The sequence below is a fragment of the Streptomyces sp. NPDC050485 genome (assembly GCF_044458185.1).
In the GTDB taxonomy this organism is placed as follows: domain Bacteria; phylum Actinomycetota; class Actinomycetes; order Streptomycetales; family Streptomycetaceae; genus Streptomyces.
Window position 1 is genome coordinate 64421 of the sequence record NZ_JBITHR010000024.1, and the last position, 16500, is coordinate 80920.

The window sequence follows — 16500 nt, forward strand, 5'->3', positions numbered from 1 at the left end:
TCGCCCCATGACGGACTCGCAGGCCTCGCCCACGACCACCCTCAAGCCCGCCGGTACCAACCCGGTCGCCCCGGCCCCCGCAGGCGCGCGCACCGCCGCCGACGTGGTCACCGGTCAGCTGGTCGCCCAGCTCACCCGGGGCGTGGTCGGCTCCGGCCGGACCGCCAACCACACCCCGTTCACCGGGGAGAAGCTGGCCGAACTGCCCGAGTCCACGCCCGAGGACGTCGCCGAGGCCTTCGCGCGGGCCCGCACGGCGCAGCCCGCCTGGGCCGCCACCCCGGTCCGCGCCCGCGCCGCCGTGCTGCTCCGCTTCCACGACCTCGTACTCGCCCGCCAGGCCGAGGTGCTCGACCTGATCCAGCTGGAGACGGGCAAGGCGCGGCTGCACGCGCACGAAGAGGTGCAGGCCGTCGCCGTCGCCGCCCGCCACTACGGGCGCAAGGCCCCCGCCTATCTGAAGCCCAGGCGGCACACGGGAGTTGTGCCCACCCTGACCAAGGTCACCGAGCTGCGCCAGCCGCGCGGGGTGGTCGGGCAGATCGCGCCCTGGAACTACCCCTTCGAGCTGTCGATCGGCGACGCGCTGCCCGCGTTCGTGTCCGGCAACGCGGTCGTGATGAAGCCCGACACCGAGACCGCGCTGACCGCGCTGTGGGCGCGCGACCTGCTGATCGAGGCGGGGCTTCCGGCCGAGGTCTTCCAGGTCGTCCTCGGGGACGGGCCGGTGGTCGGACCCGAGGTCGTCCGGCACGCCGACTACGTCTCCTTCACCGGCTCGACCCGTACCGGCCGCGAGGTCGCGCAGGGCGCGGCGGCCCGACTGGTGGGCGTGTCACTGGAGTTGGGCGGCAAGAACGCCATGCTCGTGCTGCACGACGCCGACATCGAGAAGGCGTCCGCGGGCGCGGTCCGCGCCTGCTTCTCCTCCGCCGGACAGCTCTGCATATCGATCGAGCGACTGTACGTTCACGAGTCGATCGCCGACGCCTTCCTTGAGCGATTCGCCGCACGTACGAAGGCGATGCGGCTCGGTCGCTCACTCGCTTACGGTGCGGACATGGGCTCGCTGGTCGGCGAGCGCCAGTTGGAGACCGTCACCCGGCACGTCGAAGAGGCCGTCGCCAAGGGCGCCAAGCTCATCGCGGGCGGCGTCGCCCGCCCCGACATCGGCCCCCTCTTCTACGAGCCCACCATCCTCGACGGCGTCGAGGCCCCGATGGCGGTGTGCGGCGAGGAGACCTTCGGCCCGGTCGTCTCCGTCTACCGCTTCACGGACGAGGACGAGGTCGTCGAGCGGGCCAACGCCACCGCGTACGGCCTCAACTCCTCGGTGTGGACGAAGGATTCGCGCCGCGGCCACGAGGTGGCGGCCGAGCTGCGCACCGGAACGGTCAACATCAACGAGGGGTACGCCCCCGCGTACGGCAGCGTCCAGTCGCCGATGGGCGGCATGAAGGACTCCGGGCTCGGCCGCCGGCACGGCTCCGAGGGCATCCTCAAGTACACCGAGGCCCAGACCGTCGCCCAGCAGCGGCTCATCCCGCTGGCCCCCTCCTTCGGCATGGACGACGAGAAGTACGCGGCCTTCATGACCCGCAGCCTGAAGGCGATGAAGGCCCTGCGCCTGCGCTGACGCCCACCGAGGGGCCCCGCCCGCTACGCACCCCTTTGACGCGAGGAGAGTCATGTCCCAGGTACCCCCTGCCCGGAATCCGGCCGAGGACGGCACGTACGACTACGACGTCGTCGTGGTCGGCTCGGGCTTCGGCGGCTCGGTGACCGCGCTCCGGCTCACCGAGAAGGGCTACCGGGTCGGCGTCCTGGAGGCGGGCCGCCGCTTCACGCCGGCCACCCTGCCCAAGAACTCCTGGGACATCAAGAACTACCTCTGGGCGCCCAGGCTCGGCATGTACGGCATCCAGCGCATCCACCTGCTCGGCAACGTGATGGTGCTGGCGGGCGCCGGGGTCGGCGGCGGCTCCCTGAACTACGCCAACACCCTGTACGTGCCGCCGAAGCAGTTCTTCGAGGACCCGCAGTGGAAGGACATCACCGACTGGCAGCAGGAGCTGAAGCCGTACTACGACCAGGCGCGGCGCATGCTCGGGGTCCGGCTCAACCCGACGATGACGCCCTCCGACGTCCACCTCAAGGCCGCCGCGCAGCGCATGGGGGTCGGCGACACCTTCCACATGGCGCCGGTCGGCGTCTTCTTCGGCGACGGCCAGGACGCGGACGGAACGTCAAAAGCCCGGCCGGGAGCGGCAGTTGACGATCCGTACTTCGGCGGCGCGGGCCCCTCCCGCACGGCGTGCACCGAGTGCGGCGAGTGCATGACGGGCTGCCGGCACGGCGCGAAGAACACCCTGAACGAGAACTACCTCTACCTCGCCGAGAAGGCGGGCGCGGTGGTCCACCCGATGACGACGGTCGTCTCGGTGACCGGCGACTCCCGGGGCGGCTTCGCCGTCGCGACCCTGCCGACCGACCGCAAGAACTCCGCGGGCCGCCTCTTCACGGCGCGCCGCGTCGTCATCGCCGCAGGCACCTACGGCACCCAGACCCTGCTGCACCGCATGAAGGCGGGCGGCCAACTCCCGTACGTCTCCAGGCGGTTGGGCGAGCTGACCCGGACCAACTCGGAGGCGCTGGTCGGCGCGCAGACCAACAACCGCCGCTACCGCAGGCGGCACGGCGCGCCCAAGGTCGACTTCACCCGGGGCGTCGCCATCACCTCCTCGATCCACCCGGACGAGAACACCCACATCGAGCCGGTCCGCTACGGCAAGGGCTCGAACGCGATGGGCGGCATGTCGATCCTCCAGGTGCCGTTCGGAGCCAACCGGGTGCGGAACTGGCTCGGCAACGCGGCGAAGCACCCCCTGCTCCTCGCACGTTCGATCAACAACCACCGCTGGTCCGAGCGAACGATCATCGGTCTTGTCATGCAGTCGCTCGACAATTCGCTCACGACCCATCTGAAGGCGGACGGCGTCGGCAAGGGCCTGCTGACCGCCGAACAGGGCCACGGGGCGCCCAACCCCAAGCAGATCAGGGCGGCTTCGGAGGGGGCGGCGGCGATCGCCGCGGAGATCAACGGCTTCGCGGGCTCCAACGTCGGCGAGCTCATGGGCACCCCGCTCACCGCGCACTTCCTGGGCGGCTGCCCGATCGGCGACTCGGCCGAGACCGGTGTGATCGACCCGTACCACCGGCTGTACGGGCACCCCGGCATCTCGGTGGTCGACGGGGCGGCGGTCTCGGCGAACCTGGGCGTGAACCCGTCCCTGACGATCACCGCGCAGGCCGAGCGCGCGATGTCGTTCTGGCCCAACAAGGGCGAGGAGGACCCCCGGCCCACCCAGGGCGCGGCCTATGTCCGGCTCGCCCCGGTCGAACCGAAGTCCCCCGCGGTGCCCGCGGAGGCGTTCGGCGCCCTGAGGCTGCCGTTCCTCGGGATGCCGGCGGTCCCGCCGAAGGAGTAAGTGGGCGCCCCACGGCAAGAGGCGCTGCACCCCCCTCCGAGTGCAGCGCCTCTCACGTATGCGGAGACCTGGTGGCGCCCCACCGGCGTGAACAGAACGCGGGCGGGGCTGTTGGTTCCGCATACATGACCTGTGGCCACAGCGAATGGTTGTCCTGCCTTCACGAGATCCTTATGTGATCCACGCCACTTGTTCACCACGGCAACCATCACCCGGCCCCGTCTGTCGAACCCCTGCCGCGGCCGCCTGTGCCGCACAGGACATGCCAAGAGGGGCCACAGTGAGCGAAAAGCCGCCGATCTCGGGGGAGCCGTCGGGCGACGCCTCGCTGCCGGACGAGATCTGGGAGCGGTTCGTACGCGACACCGAGCAGGACATCCGGGCATCCGCGCCCAAGGAGCCCTCGGCGCGGGCCCGGATGGTGACCGAGCGGCTGCGCAAGGAGCAGGAGGTCGCCGAGCGTGCCGCCCGCGCGGACAAGGGCAGGCGCAGGAGCAGGTGGCGCGGCGCCGACGCCCGCAAGGGCAAGCAACGCGGCACCGAGCCGGCGGGCTGGCGGACCGGCCCCGCCTGGCAGGAGATGAACGGGCAGGCCGGACGCCGGCGCCGCATGTGGGGCGTGCTCGGCATCCTGGGCTGCGCCGCGCTGCTGCTTGTCGCGCTCAACCCGTCCCGCGCGCTGTCCCTGCTCACCGGCGGCGACTCGTCCGACGGCAACACGGCGGCCCAGCTGCCGCCGGAGACCGCCGCGCCCACCGTCGCCCCGGCTTCGGTCTACCCGGACCTGCCCACCCTCAAGGAACCCTTCCGCGGCTCGCCCGCGCTCCAGTACGCGGACGGCGCCGCCGGCATCGAAGTGCCCGAGGCCACCGCCGTCGGCGGGCTCTCCAAGGAGGAGGTGGCCACGGCCCTGAACAACACCCGCGCCCTCCTGGTCGACGCCGACCTCGCTCCCGCCACCCTGCGCGGCGACCGCCCCGAGGCCGCCCTCGGGCTCATCGACCCCCAGGAGAAGGATGAGGTGGACCACCTCAACACCTCCTTGGCCAAGCCGGACAAGAAGAACGACCCGCTGCTCATGTTCACCCGGTTCAACCCCAAGGAGGTCGCGCTCGTCGGCGACGTGGTCAAGACCCGCGGCCGCATGACGTTCACCAAGGCCGACGGGGGAGGAGTCGCCGTGCACGCCGACTACACCTTCGTCTACCCGCTGAAGCAGGCCGCGCCCGGCTCGGAGACGGTGGCCCGCACGATCGTGCGCCGCGTCCTCGACGTCGAGGCGTCCGACCCGTCCGTGAAGGAGAGCACCGCGGGGAAGCTCTGGATCGTCCGCTCCGACGAGAGCTTCGCCAACGACGTGTGCGAAGTCGACGACGGATATCTGCACCCCGACTTCCACGACGACACCACCGCGTCGGGCCCCACCCCGAGCGGCTCCCCGGTCGACCCGTACGACCGCAGGGAGCTGAGCGCCGACCGCTCGAAGGGCTGCTACCTCACCAGCCGTACGTAGTCCACAGCCGTACGGAGCGGCAGGCGAAGGGCCCCGTAGCCGTCCGGTACAGACCAGCTGTACGGGCGGCCGACGGGGCCCTGGGCCGTCGGCACCGGCGTCAGGGCAGCGTCGGTGCCGCGGGGCGGCGCCGGGGGGTGCGCCGCTGGACTGTGCGCCCGGGTGGCCGACCCGGCGCGCGCGGGGCGCACGAGTGGTGTCGACCATTGGCAACGGGCGGGTGCGGTAGGGGACTTGTCATTGCATCGTGCTGGACGGGCCGCGCCCGGCGCAACCGTTTGGACCGGATGCGGCCGGCCCCGGGCGTCCCCGGAACCGACCGCCCTTATGGGGTGACCGGGCTGCTGTCCCCTGCCGACCGGTCACGCACACCGGGGCGAGGTCCCACGACGCACTTGAGGTGCGTCACACGCCCCAGCGGAGCCACGCGTGGTTTTTTCGGGCCCGCCCCTGGCTGGCACGGACATCCCACCAACGAAGCCGGGCCGGGGACGGTCACGGTGCCGTACGGGTGAGGAGCGCCCGAACTCAGATCCGGCCCCGGCACAGCTCCAGCATCGTCATCGCGAGCGCGGTCCCGGGCTTGCCCAGGGCGTCGCGGAAGTGGGCGAGCACCTCCATCTCGCGGTTCAGATTGACCCGGCGGCCGCCGGAGGCGATCCGGGACTCCTGGATGACGGCCGAGACGGCCGTGCGTTCCTGGATGAGGCCGATGATGCGGTCGTCGAGCGCGTCGATGCGCTCACGCGCACCGGTGATCACCGCCGCGGCCTCGTCGGTGCGGGCGCCGGTCTTCTCGGTGACGGTCTTCTCGGTAACGGTCGTCGGGACGGACATGGGGGGCTCCTTCTGAGGATGGGGTGCCCCGGAGCGGCAAGGACCGGAAACCACAGAGCGCCCCGGGCCTTGTCGGCCCGGGGCGCTCTGGGAAGTTCGTATGTCAGTGGCTCAAGCAGCAGAACCAACGAACCCATGGCGTCCGGCGGGCCGGGTGCCATAGGTAAAGACGAAGGTCAGGTGCTCGCGCATGGGCACAGTATGGACCGGGGCCCCGAGCGCGGGCCAATCCCGGTTCGGATGGTGAGACGAACCCGCCCCCGCCCGCCCCGGTAGAATCGACAAATACCGACCCCCTCCCACCGCCGGAAGGCCGCCACCCGTGCCAGCAGCACCCTCCGCAGCCGCGCCCGACAGCAACCCGGACGTCGTCCTGGTTGTCGACTTCGGCGCGCAGTACGCCCAGCTCATCGCCCGCCGCGTCCGCGAGGCCCGGGTCTACAGCGAGATCGTCCCGAGCTCCATGCCCGTGGCCGAGATGCTGGCCAAGGACCCGAAGGCGATCATCCTCTCCGGCGGCCCCTCCTCCGTGTACGCGGAGGGCGCCCCGCGCCTGGACCGCGCGATCTTCGAGGCCGGGGTGCCGGTCTTCGGCATGTGCTACGGCTTCCAGCTGATGGCGACGACGCTGGGCGGCACGGTCGACGACAACGGCGCCCGCGAGTACGGCCGCACCCCGCTGACCGTCTCCAAGACCGGCTCCACGCTCTTCGAGGGCAGCCCGGCCGAGCAGTCGGTGTGGATGTCGCACGGCGACGCCTGCTCCGCCGCCCCCGAGGGCTTCACGGTGACGGCCTCCACCGACGTCGTACCGGTGGCCGCCTTCGAGAACGACGAGAAGAAGCTGTACGGCGTCCAGTACCACCCCGAGGTGCTGCACTCCACGCACGGCCAGCAGATCCTGGAGCACTTCCTCTACCGCGGTGCGGGCATCGAGCCGACCTGGACGACGCACAACGTGGTCGAGGAGCAGGTCGCCCTCATCCGCGAGCAGGTCGGCACCAAGCGCGCCATCTGCGGACTGTCCGGCGGCGTGGACTCCGCGGTCGCTGCGGCCCTCGTCCAGAAGGCCATCGGTTCCCAGCTGACCTGCGTGTACGTCGACCACGGCCTGATGCGCAAGGGCGAGACCGAGCAGGTCGAGAAGGACTTCGTGGCCGCCACCGGCGTCCAGCTGAAGGTCGTCGACGCGCAGGAGCGGTTCCTCACCGCGCTCGCCGGCGAATCGGACCCGGAGACCAAGCGGAAGATCATCGGCCGCGAGTTCATCCGCGTCTTCGAGCAGGCCCAGGCCGAGATCGTGGCCGAGGGCGCGGCGGACGGCGAAGAGGTCGCCTTCCTCGTCCAGGGCACCCTGTACCCGGACGTCGTGGAGTCCGGCGGCGGCACCGGCACCGCGAACATCAAGTCGCACCACAACGTGGGCGGACTCCCCGAGGACCTGGAGTTCCAGCTCGTCGAGCCGCTGCGCAAGCTGTTCAAGGACGAGGTCCGCATGGTCGGCCAGGAGCTCGGCCTGCCGGACGAGATCGTCCAGCGCCAGCCGTTCCCGGGCCCCGGCCTCGGCATCCGCATCGTCGGCGAGGTCACCAAGGACCGCCTCGACCTGCTGCGCGAGGCCGACGCGATCGCCCGCGAGGAGCTGACCGCGGCCGGGCTCGACCGCGAGATCTGGCAGTGCCCGGTCGTGCTGCTCGCCGACGTGCGCTCGGTGGGCGTCCAGGGCGACGGCCGCACCTACGGCCACCCGATCGTGCTGCGCCCGGTCTCCTCCGAGGACGCCATGACGGCGGACTGGACGCGGATGCCGTACGACGTGCTCGCGAAGATCTCGACGCGCATCACCAACGAGGTCGCCGATGTGAACCGCGTGGTGCTCGACGTGACGAGCAAGCCGCCGGGCACCATCGAGTGGGAGTAGTCCCCGCCGCTTCGGCCACGGCGTCGCCCCTCTGGGGGCGGCGCCGTCGCTGTTTCTGGGGGGCGGCCTCTTCGGCGTGTTTGCTCAGTGGGCCTTCAGGTGCTCCCGGGCCGCTTGGACGAACTCCTTGCGGAGCCTCATGAACCCCTCCCAGACGCCCGCCGGCTCGTCGTCGGTTTCATGCATGGCCCGGATCCGCTCGACGAGCGCCGCGGCCTCCGGCGCAGCGCCCACGGACTCCAGATCGATCATGTTGAAGGCGGCCTGCGTTTTCGTGAACGCCGCGTCGACTGCCGCAAGGGCCTGCTGCTTGTCCTCGTACTCACCGCGCCAGCGTCGCCACGCGACTCGTGCCTCTGCATCGGTTGCGGTCAAGAACGCGGCGTACGTCTCCCGATGCGCGAGATAGATCGATGTCCAGTCCTGCGCCACGCCAACCTCCCTCGCACACAGCTTCCCTGACGTTGAGTCAGATCACGATGGCATGCGGGGGCCGGGACGAGAAGACCTGTGCAGGGGCTGAAGGAGATAGGTAAGGCCGGGCCACATTGCCGCGAAGCTGCTCGGTGTCCGGCCGGGCCCGGGCTACCACGCCACATCCCCGAACCCAGGGAGCTGCGGGCCGGTACCGGGCCCCGCCAGCCGAATGGCCCTGTACTTGTTGCGGCGGGCCATATGCCCGGAGATCGTGCTTAAGAGATCAACCGCACTCTCTTTGGAGGCAAAAATGCGCACTCGTCTTACTGTCACTGCTCTCGGCCTGGCCGCACTCGCCCTGCTGGGCTCGGCGGCCACCGCCACGGCGGCGGTCAGCTCGCCCGACGTACGCCCTGCGGTGAGCAAGCTGGTACCGATGGATGACAACGGCCACGACGGGCACAACGGCACCGACCAGTCGGTCGGCACCCTGACGTCCTAAACGCTTGACCCCCCGCCGCCTCGCCCCGACCGAGAAGTCCGGGCGGGGCGGCGGGCCGTTTTCTTCCGGAGTGGCGGGGTGCCGGTTCAGCCGGTCCGGGCCCGAACTCCTGTCGTAGTACGTCAATTTGATGGTGCGTCAATCACCCGCAGGCCCCTCATCGCTGGGCCGGGGAGCGCCCTTGGTGCGGAACAATTCCCTGACGGCTCAAGGGGTTTGAGGCGGAGGGACGGAGTTCTCGGTGGCGGTGCAGGAGGCTCGGCAATGCGGCGGTGACTGCGCGCACGGCGCGCGGGACGGGCACCGGCGCGCGGTGGCGGAGTTCCTCGCCAAGCGGGACTGGCTCGCTTCGGGCGAGGGGCTGCCCGCCGCCGTCGCCCACTCGGCAGGGGCGTCCCGGCAGTGGGTGTCGGACGAACTGACCCTGTCCGCGCGGGCGGTCGCCGAATGCGGCCGGGAAGCGGGCCGAGCCTGGCCCGAGCGGGTGTGGCGCGCAACGGTGACGGTGATCTGGGCCGGGGTTCTCGTCTTCGCCCTCGCCGAGACGTCCACGGCGATCGGGGCGGGGTGGACCGTCGCACGCACGGCGGGGCTCCTGTCCGTACTCGCCGTGGCGGGCGGGCTGACGGCGGCGGCGTACCTGCACCGCGCACGGGGCGGGCTCCTCGCGCCCGTACTGGGCGAGGACAACCGCCTCTCGACCTCGCGGGCGGTCGCGGTGACGTGGGTGCTGTTCGCGGTCTTCACGGCCCTGGTCCTGGCGCTGCGACTGGCCGGGGCGTCGGGGGCGGGCGAGCGCGAGACGGTCTTACGCGGCCTCGAACTGTCCCGGGTCGGCGGCCTGTTGACGGCTCTGTTCCTCACCTCGGAGACCGCGGTGGTCGTCCGCCGGGTGGTGACGGTACGCGTCTACGGGCGGCGGCTTCAGAAGGTGCGGGCCGACCGGCCGCGCGGGGCCGATCTGCTGACCGACGACGCGGGGCGGGGCAGTTTCGCGGACGTGCAGTACGTGGTGGTGAGCGTGGTCGCGGTCCTCTTCGCGGCCGTACGTCTGGCCCGCCGCCCGGAGCAACTCCCGGACCTGCCGTGGGGGTTGGCGGTACTGGTCGCCGTCTCGGCGGCGACGTATCTCGCGGGGAAGTACGCGGAGGGCGGCCGTCCGGTGATCCTGTCCGTGGTACGGGCCCGGGAGGCGGGGGACCTGGACGCGCCCATCCGCACCGGGGACGACATCGAGATCCGGGGCGCCGGATTCGTCCCGCCGGGTGCGAGCACACCGGACCGGCTCGCCCGGATGGTGGTCCGCATCGGCGCGGTCCACGTCCACGTCCCCCTGATCCCGGTTCCGGGCGGCTTCGCGAACCCGACGGACGGGGTGCTGACGGTGCCGGTGCCGGTGGATGTCGAGGCGGGGCGGGTGGAGGTCCGGGTGGTCACGGCGGCGGGGGTGGAGACGGAGGCGGTGGTGGTGGAGGTGGGGGAGTAGGGGGCCGCCCGGCCCCTGTCACCCGGGAGGGGGTCCGCCACCCGGGGCGGATTGAGACACGCGTTCACCTCGTCCGTATCGTCTGGTGAGAGCCGAATCGGATGGAGGCGGGATCAGCCATGGCACATGGATATGCGACCAGGGTGCGGACCGGCATGGACCAGGCCCGGGGGCGGCGGGAGACGGCCCGCAGGTACGCACTGCTGCCGCTGCGTATCTTCCTCGGCGTGACGTTCATCTACGCCGGCCTCGACAAGCTCACGGACAGCGCGTTCTTCCACGCGACCGGCACCGGATCCATCGGCGAGCTGATGCACGGGGTGCGGGACACCTCCGCTATCCCCGCCCTCGTGGACCTCGCCCTGAAGAGCCCGCCCGGGTTCGGGTACGCCATCGCGCTCGGCGAGCTGGCCGTCGGCATCGGCACCCTGCTCGGCCTGTTCGGGCGGCTCGCCGCACTGGGCGGCGCGCTCATCTCGCTCTCCCTGTGGCTCACGGTGAGCTGGCAGACCACCCCGTACTACTACGGCAACGACCTGGCCTACTTGATGGCCTGGCTGCCGCTCGTGCTGGCCGGGACGCCGCTGCTGTCCGCAGACGCGTTCCTGGCCAGTCGCCGCCGCTTGCGCACCCCGTAGTCGATCCAGCTCACGAGCCCCGCGAGCCCGAGCCCGCCGCACACCAGCGGGACCGCGGCGTACGGCGGAGTGTGCCACCGCCCGGCCGCGTCCCCCGCGAACAGGACGGCGGTGGCGATCAGCGCGAGCCCCGCGACGAGCCGCCCGGGACGGAAGTCATGACGCAGCACGGTCCACCTCCGCCTGGCCGACGCCGACCTTGAGTTCGAGCTGGAGGGTGCCGGCCGGCTTGGTACCGGCGGGCGGCGGCAGGGTGGTGGTCCGCTTCTGGTCCGGCGACACATGGATGTCGCCCGGCCGCTCGCTGGGCAGCTGGATGTCGCCGACCCCCACGTCGATCGTCAGGTTCACCGTCACGTCCTTCGGTACGACGACCCTGGCCTTGCCCGCGCCGACCTCCGCGCGGGTCGTCAGGGTCCGGCCCGGCGGCACCGCGATCCGGCTCAGGTCCAGGGTGGCGACGCCCGTCCCGAGACGGTAGTCCGGCCGCACCTCACCGATCGCGGCCGGTGTCCAGCCGGTGCGTACCCAGTGCGAGTCGATCGACTTGGGCAGCGCCGCCGACCCGGCCAGCAGCGCCGCCGTGAGCACCGCCAGGAAGATCGTGCCGGAGCCCGTACGCCCCAGGAGCGAGCTGAGCACCAGGCCGAGCCCGAACACTCCGAGCGCGGCCGCGAAGCCGATCTCCAGGCCGGTGCCAAGCGGTTGGTGGCGCCAGGTGCCGCCGAACCCGGCGCCGAAGGCGAGCAGCGCGGCGAGGAAGAGGAGCCCGCCGATGGAGCGCGGCCCCCGGATCTCCCGTACCGCCGCCTTCACGGCCTTGCGCGCTGTGGGGGCCGGGGCCGCGGCGGCGTCCGCCGGACCCCACAGATAGCCGCCGCCCGGCCCGCCGGTGCCGTCCTTGACGATCGGGTCCCGCCACCAGGACGGCGGGGACGGCGCGGGCGGCGCCTTCGTCTCGGGCGGCGCGTCCGCGACGGCCTGCGCCGCGACCGGGTCGAGCGGGACGTCCGCGGGCGCGGTGGAGCGCCGCTGCGACCAGACGGCGGCGCCCGCGAGCAGCAGCGTGAGCAGCACGCCGAACGTCATCACCCCGCCGTCGTTCAGCATCGTGAGGAAGATCCCGCAGCCGGCCAGCGCCATCAGCACGGCGACCAGCGAGGCGCCCTCCACCCGGCCGGTGAGCAGTCGGCGCGCCTCGCTCTCGTCCTCCCCTTCGAGCGGCACGAGCAGCCAGGCGAAGCCGTAGAAGACCAGGCCGAGCCCGCCGGTGACGGACAGCACGCCGAGCGCGATCCGGAAGATGACCGGGTCGAGGTCGCAGTACCGGCCGAGGCCCCCGCAGACTCCGCCGATGACCTTGTTGCCGCTGCTGCGGCGCAGCTGCGGGGCCTCGGGGACCGGATCGGGCGGCGCGAGGGGCGTCTCGGTCGGCTGGTTCATACGTACATGGTGACGGTCGCCCACCGCCCCCGGCACCCGCCCCGACCCTGGCCTCTCCCTGATTTCACCCCTCAAGGGGCGGCACCGCTCAGGGAAGCCTGGGGGCCAACCCTGATGCCCGGGGGTGTACGCACGTGTGACGATCGGGGCATGCCAGTCGCCACCCCCCGCCTGTCGCCGCCCGAGGCCGACGAAGTGCCGGTCCGCAAGCTGTACCGCTCCGCCGAGGGGCGGATGCTCGGCGGGGTCGCGCGCGGGCTCGCCGGGCATCTCGGTCTGCCGGTGGTGTGGGTGCGGATCGTGTTCCTGGGGCTCCTCACGATCAACGGCCTGGGGGCGCTGCTGTACGCCGCGTTCTGGTTCGTGGTGCCGCTCGGCCGCGGCGGCACGGCCGAGCGGCACTCTGCGTTCGAGGTCAGCCCGGACGGCCGGCGCAGGCTGCGCAAGCCCGACAAGGGGCAGATCGTCGCGCTGATCGCGCTGGTCTTCGGCGCCGCGATCTTCGCCTCCAAGGTGGACGTCGGCGGCTGGGCGAACCCGTACGTCTTCCCCACCCTCCTGATCGGGGTCGGCGTCATCCTGGTGTGGCGCCAGGCCGACAACACGCGCCGGGCCCGCTGGACCGAGGGCGCCCGCCGCAGCGGGCTGCTGCTGTGGGCCCGGGGCCTGGCCGGGGTGGCCCTGGTCGGCACCGGACTGACCGGCTTCGTGGTGGTCAACGGCTCGGCGGCGCAGCTCGGCAACGTACTGACGGCGGCGATCGCGGTGCTCGCGGGCGTCGCGCTGCTCGCCGGGCCCTATCTCGTCCGCATGACGCAGGACCTGTCCGAGGAGCGCCTGATGCGCATCCGGGCCCAGGAGCGGGCCGAAGTCGCGGCGCACGTGCACGACTCGGTGCTGCACACCCTGACCCTGATCCAGCGCAACGCGGAGAACGTCGGCGAGGTGCGGCGCCTCGCGCGCGCCCAGGAACGGGAGTTGCGGGCCTGGCTGTACAAGCCGGAGGGCACCGGGCGCGAGGAGGAACCCCAGACGCTCGCCGAGGCCGTGAAGCAGGCGGCGGCCGAGGTCGAGGACAAGCACGGCGTCCCGATCGAGGTGGTCGTCGTCGGCGACTGCCCGCTGGACGACGGGCTGACCGCACAGATGCAGGCCGCACGCGAGGCGATGGTGAACGCGGCCAAGTACGGTGGCGAGGGCGGCGCCGTCCAGGTGTACGCGGAGGTCGAGGGCCGCACGGTCTTCGTCTCCGTACGGGACCGGGGCCCCGGATTCGATCCGGACGCGGTGCCCGGTGACCGGATGGGCGTACGAGAATCAATCATCGGCCGGATGCAGCGCAACGGCGGTACGGCGAGGCTGCGTTCGGTGCCCGGCGGGGGCACGGAGGTCGAGCTGGAGATGGAGAGGGCAGAGGCATGACCGAGGAAACGACAGACCGCCACGTGCGGGTGGTGCTCGTCGACGACCACCGGATGTTCCGCACCGGGGTCCAGGCGGAGATCGGCGAGACCGGGACCACGGGTGTCGAGGTGGTCGGCGAGGCCGCCGACGTCGACCAGGCGGTCACGGTCATCACCGCGACCCGGCCCGAGGTCGTGCTGCTCGACGTGCACCTCCCGGGCGGCGGTGGCGTCGAGGTGCTGCGCCGCTCGGCGGCCATGATGGCCGCCGCCGAGAACCCGGTCCGCTTCCTCGCGCTGTCCGTCTCGGACGCGGCGGAGGACGTGATCGGCGTGATCCGCGGGGGTGCCCGCGGCTACGTCACCAAGACGATCACCGGCGCCGATCTGGTCGACTCGATCTTCCGGGTGCAGGACGGCGACGCGGTGTTCTCGCCGCGCCTGGCGGGTTTCGTGCTTGACGCCTTCGCCTCCACGGACGCGCCGCCGGTGGACGAGGACATGGACCGGCTCACCCAGCGCGAGCGCGAGGTGCTGCGGCTGATCGCCCGGGGCTACGCCTACAAGGAGATCGCCAAGCAGCTGTTCATCTCCGTGAAGACGGTCGAGTCGCATGTCTCCGCCGTGCTGCGCAAGCTCCAGCTCTCCAACCGCCACGAGCTGACCCGCTGGGCGACGGCCCGCCGGCTGGTCTGACCGCTCCGGTGCGATGCCATGGCTTTACCTGCGTAAAACCATGGCAAAACCGGCAACCCGGACGCGCACATGTCACTCTTGCCACAACGTGATGAGCCTGACCGGAACCCCCTTCTTCGTGACCGCGATCGCGGTGGCGGTGCTCGCCGTTCTGGTGCCGCTGTTCGTCTGGCACAAGGTCGGCGGGCCGGCCGTGGTGCGCGGCGCCGTACGGCTCTTCATGGTGTTCCTCGCCCAAGTCTCGGCGGTCGCCGTGGTGTTCGTGGCCGTCAACAACGCGAATGGCCTGTACGACACTTGGGGTGATCTGCTCGGCACCGACAGCCATGTCGGCGCCGCGCCCGATCTGGGCGTCGACGGCACCGGCGGGCACAGCATCGCCAAGGAGCCGCGCATCAAGCAGGCCTTCACGCCGGCCGACGACTCCCGGCTGGGCGCGGGCGTGCGGATGACGCAGCTGACCGGCCGGGTGTCCGGGGCGGACGGCGAGGTGTACGTGTGGCTGCCGCCGCAGTACGACGAACCGGCGTACCGGGCCAAGACCTTCCCCGTGGTCGAACTGCTGCCGGGCTACCCCGGCTCGGCCAAGGACTGGTTCGCCAACCTCGATGCCGCGGGCCAGCTCCGGCCGCTGATGGAGAAGGGCGAGGTCAAGCCGTTCATCCTGGTCGCGCCGCGCACCTCGCTGCTGGCCGGGCAGGACACCGGCTGCGCCAATGTGCCGGGCGTCGTCAACGCCGACACCTGGCTGAGCGTGGACGTCCGCAAGATGGTCACCGACAACTTCCGGGCCACCGACCGCTCCGACGGCTGGGCCGTCGCCGGGATATCGGCCGGCGCGCACTGCGCCGCCAAGCTCGCCGTCGAGCACCCCGACCGCTACCGCGCGGGCGCCGGGCTGTCCGGCTACAACGACCCGGCCGCCGAGTCCGACTCGATCACCGCGAGCGACCCGGTACTGCGCCGCGAGACCAACCCGCTGTGGATACTCGCCCACGCCAAGCACCCGCCGCGCACCTCGCTCTTCCTCACCGGCCAGCCGGGCGACGGCTTCGAGGACGGCCTCGCCCTGCGCAAGGCCGCGAAGCCGCCGACCAAGGTGTGGGTGCAGCAGACCGGCGGCGGCCACCTGAACGTGGTGTGGAAGCCGCTCGTCCCGGAGGTCTTCCGCTGGCTCTCCACCCAGCTGACCGGCGTCCAGGACGCGAAGGGCGGCCTGAGCCCCGACGGCGGCACCGCCGACGCCTCGGTGATCCAGGCCACGAGCAACTGGGGCGGCGGCCCGCTGCGACCCGGACGCAACTAGGGGGTGTCCGGCGGATTCACCGCCACCGCCCTGAAGAACGTGTAGTGGAAGGTGCCGCCCTCTGCCGCCGTGCGGTGCAGGTCGGCGATGCCGCGCGCCCACCGCGACGGCGTGCTGGCCCCGGCGGCCAGTGCCTCCTCCCGTACGGACTCGACCATCGCGATGAAGGTGTTCCGCGTGAAGCCGTCCACCAGTCCCGGCCGGGTGCGGTCGGCGTAGACGGTGCGCGGGTGGACCACGGCGTCGGCGTATCCGGCGCGGGCGAGCAGTGGTTCGAGCTCCCGGCCGAGCAGCGCGTTCCCGCCCGCCGCCCGTTGGAGGCGGACCTGGCAGTCGATCACCGCGCGGGCGTCCGCGCTGTCGGGGTGGAAGAACGCCGACCCGTGGTCGCCCTCGATGACGGTGATCGTGCCGCCGGGGCGCAGTACCCGGCGCAGCCCGGCGAGCGCGCCCGCCGGATCCGCCAGGTGTTCCAGTACGAAGCAGACGAAGAGATGGTCGAACTCCCCGTCGGGGAACGGCAGTTGAGTGAGATCGGCGCACTGCCAGGCGATCTCGGCGGCCGGCGCCTGGGCGGCCAGACGGGCGCGGGCCCGGGCGAGCGAATCGGGGGAGCGGTCGATCGCGGTGATCAGGGCGCCGGGGCTGGCTGCGGCCAGGTGCACCGTCTGGGCGCCCACCCCGCAGCCGACCTCCAGGACCCTGCTGCCGACCGGGTACGCGATGCCCTCGTGCAGCAGCGCCGCCAGAGTGTCCGCCTGGTCGCCGAGGCGCCGGCTCTCGCGTGCCGAATAGCCGTGTACGTAGTCGACTGCCGTGCCGGGCAGGGCGGTTGGGGAAGCGTTCATGG

The 16500-nt window shown here is 71.9% G+C and carries 15 protein-coding genes; 10 read left to right on the forward strand and 5 right to left on the reverse strand.

Annotation, left to right across the window (positions count from 1 at the left end; translation table 11 throughout):
• Positions 1–7: 7 nt before the first annotated feature.
• From ACIBK6_RS34130 to ACIBK6_RS34140, 3 genes are all read left to right on the forward strand, one after another.
• Positions 8–1636 (forward strand): succinic semialdehyde dehydrogenase, encoded by a 1629-nt coding sequence (locus tag ACIBK6_RS34130; protein WP_399055952.1) that lies wholly within the window; start codon positions 8–10, stop codon positions 1634–1636.
• A 52-nt stretch (positions 1637–1688) separates the two neighbouring features.
• Entirely contained in the window at positions 1689–3488 is a 1800-nt protein-coding gene (locus tag ACIBK6_RS34135) for a GMC oxidoreductase (RefSeq protein ID WP_399055954.1), read from the forward strand.
• 280 nt (positions 3489–3768) lie between these two features.
• Positions 3769–5001 carry a hypothetical protein gene (locus ACIBK6_RS34140; RefSeq protein WP_399055956.1) on the forward strand — a complete coding sequence of 411 codons (1233 nt, stop codon included), beginning with the start codon at positions 3769–3771 and terminating at the stop codon, positions 4999–5001.
• A 528-nt stretch (positions 5002–5529) separates the two neighbouring features.
• Here ACIBK6_RS34140 and ACIBK6_RS34145 read toward each other — a convergent pair.
• A complete protein-coding gene (locus ACIBK6_RS34145; protein WP_399055958.1) occupies positions 5530–5838 on the reverse strand; it encodes a chorismate mutase in 309 nt (102 codons plus the stop codon).
• Between the two features lie 322 nt (positions 5839–6160).
• On the opposite strand from ACIBK6_RS34145, the gene guaA reads away from it, so the two are divergent.
• Entirely contained in the window at positions 6161–7759 is a 1599-nt protein-coding gene (gene guaA / locus ACIBK6_RS34150; protein WP_399055961.1) for a glutamine-hydrolyzing GMP synthase, read from the forward strand.
• Positions 7760–7843: 84 nt separating this feature from the next.
• Here guaA and ACIBK6_RS34155 read toward each other — a convergent pair whose 3' ends face one another.
• On the reverse strand, positions 7844–8191 hold the full coding sequence (locus ACIBK6_RS34155; protein ID WP_399055963.1) for a hypothetical protein: 348 nt from the start codon (positions 8189–8191) through the stop codon (positions 7844–7846).
• A gap of 295 nt (positions 8192–8486) precedes the next feature.
• Between ACIBK6_RS34155 and ACIBK6_RS34160 the strand changes: the two genes are divergently transcribed.
• From ACIBK6_RS34160 to ACIBK6_RS34170, 3 genes are all read left to right on the forward strand, one after another.
• Complete coding sequence (locus ACIBK6_RS34160; protein WP_399055965.1) at positions 8487–8678, forward strand: hypothetical protein; 192 nt, start codon at positions 8487–8489, stop codon at positions 8676–8678.
• A gap of 241 nt (positions 8679–8919) precedes the next feature.
• A complete protein-coding gene (locus ACIBK6_RS34165; RefSeq protein WP_399055967.1) occupies positions 8920–10164 on the forward strand; it encodes a hypothetical protein in 1245 nt (414 codons plus the stop codon).
• Positions 10165–10283: 119 nt separating this feature from the next.
• Positions 10284–10802, forward strand: coding sequence for a DoxX family protein (locus ACIBK6_RS34170; protein WP_399055969.1), 519 nt, complete (start codon positions 10284–10286; stop codon positions 10800–10802).
• On the opposite strand, the gene ACIBK6_RS34175 is transcribed toward ACIBK6_RS34170, so the two are convergent.
• Together ACIBK6_RS34175 and ACIBK6_RS34180 are read right to left on the reverse strand one after the other, a co-directional pair.
• Positions 10706–10972 (reverse strand): hypothetical protein, encoded by a 267-nt coding sequence (locus ACIBK6_RS34175; protein WP_399055971.1) that lies wholly within the window; start codon positions 10970–10972, stop codon positions 10706–10708. The two genes, ACIBK6_RS34170 and ACIBK6_RS34175, sit on opposite strands and share 97 nt — an antisense overlap.
• On the reverse strand, positions 10959–12245 hold the full coding sequence (locus ACIBK6_RS34180; RefSeq protein ID WP_399055973.1) for a PspC domain-containing protein: 1287 nt from the start codon (positions 12243–12245) through the stop codon (positions 10959–10961). The genes ACIBK6_RS34175 and ACIBK6_RS34180 overlap by 14 nt, the downstream gene beginning before the upstream one ends.
• A gap of 150 nt (positions 12246–12395) precedes the next feature.
• Between ACIBK6_RS34180 and ACIBK6_RS34185 the strand changes: the two genes are divergently transcribed.
• The 3 genes from ACIBK6_RS34185 (at position 12396) to ACIBK6_RS34195 (ending at position 15650) form a co-directional block, all read left to right on the forward strand.
• Positions 12396–13667, forward strand: coding sequence for a PspC domain-containing protein (locus ACIBK6_RS34185; RefSeq protein ID WP_399055975.1), 1272 nt, complete (start codon positions 12396–12398; stop codon positions 13665–13667).
• Complete coding sequence (locus ACIBK6_RS34190; RefSeq protein WP_399055977.1) at positions 13664–14344, forward strand: LuxR C-terminal-related transcriptional regulator; 681 nt, start codon at positions 13664–13666, stop codon at positions 14342–14344. The genes ACIBK6_RS34185 and ACIBK6_RS34190 overlap by 4 nt, the downstream gene beginning before the upstream one ends.
• Positions 14345–14435: 91 nt before the next feature.
• Positions 14436–15650, forward strand: coding sequence for an alpha/beta hydrolase (locus tag ACIBK6_RS34195; RefSeq protein WP_399055979.1), 1215 nt, complete (start codon positions 14436–14438; stop codon positions 15648–15650).
• On the opposite strand, the gene ACIBK6_RS34200 is transcribed toward ACIBK6_RS34195, so the two are convergent.
• Positions 15647–16498, reverse strand: a complete 852-nt coding sequence (locus tag ACIBK6_RS34200) for a methyltransferase domain-containing protein (protein ID WP_399055981.1) — start codon at positions 16496–16498, stop codon at positions 15647–15649. The genes ACIBK6_RS34195 and ACIBK6_RS34200 overlap by 4 nt on opposite strands.
• Positions 16499–16500 lie beyond the last annotated feature (2 nt).

Excerpts from the sequence above, each read along its gene's own strand:
- ACIBK6_RS34130 (WP_399055952.1), top strand. The coding sequence starts at position 8 with ATGACGGACTCGCAGGCCTCGCCCACGACCACCCTCAAGCCCGCCGGT.
- ACIBK6_RS34135 (WP_399055954.1), top strand. The coding sequence starts at position 1,689 with ATGTCCCAGGTACCCCCTGCCCGGAATCCGGCCGAGGACGGCACGTAC.
- ACIBK6_RS34145 (WP_399055958.1), bottom strand. The coding sequence starts at position 5,838 with ATGTCCGTCCCGACGACCGTTACCGAGAAGACCGTCACCGAGAAGACC.
- ACIBK6_RS34160 (WP_399055965.1), top strand. The coding sequence starts at position 8,487 with ATGCGCACTCGTCTTACTGTCACTGCTCTCGGCCTGGCCGCACTCGCC.
- ACIBK6_RS34170 (WP_399055969.1), top strand. The coding sequence starts at position 10,284 with ATGGCACATGGATATGCGACCAGGGTGCGGACCGGCATGGACCAGGCC.
- ACIBK6_RS34180 (WP_399055973.1), bottom strand. The coding sequence starts at position 12,245 with ATGAACCAGCCGACCGAGACGCCCCTCGCGCCGCCCGATCCGGTCCCC.
- ACIBK6_RS34185 (WP_399055975.1), top strand. The coding sequence starts at position 12,396 with ATGCCAGTCGCCACCCCCCGCCTGTCGCCGCCCGAGGCCGACGAAGTG.
- ACIBK6_RS34190 (WP_399055977.1), top strand. The coding sequence starts at position 13,664 with ATGACCGAGGAAACGACAGACCGCCACGTGCGGGTGGTGCTCGTCGAC.
- ACIBK6_RS34195 (WP_399055979.1), top strand. The coding sequence starts at position 14,436 with ATGAGCCTGACCGGAACCCCCTTCTTCGTGACCGCGATCGCGGTGGCG.
- ACIBK6_RS34200 (WP_399055981.1), bottom strand. The coding sequence starts at position 16,498 with ATGAACGCTTCCCCAACCGCCCTGCCCGGCACGGCAGTCGACTACGTA.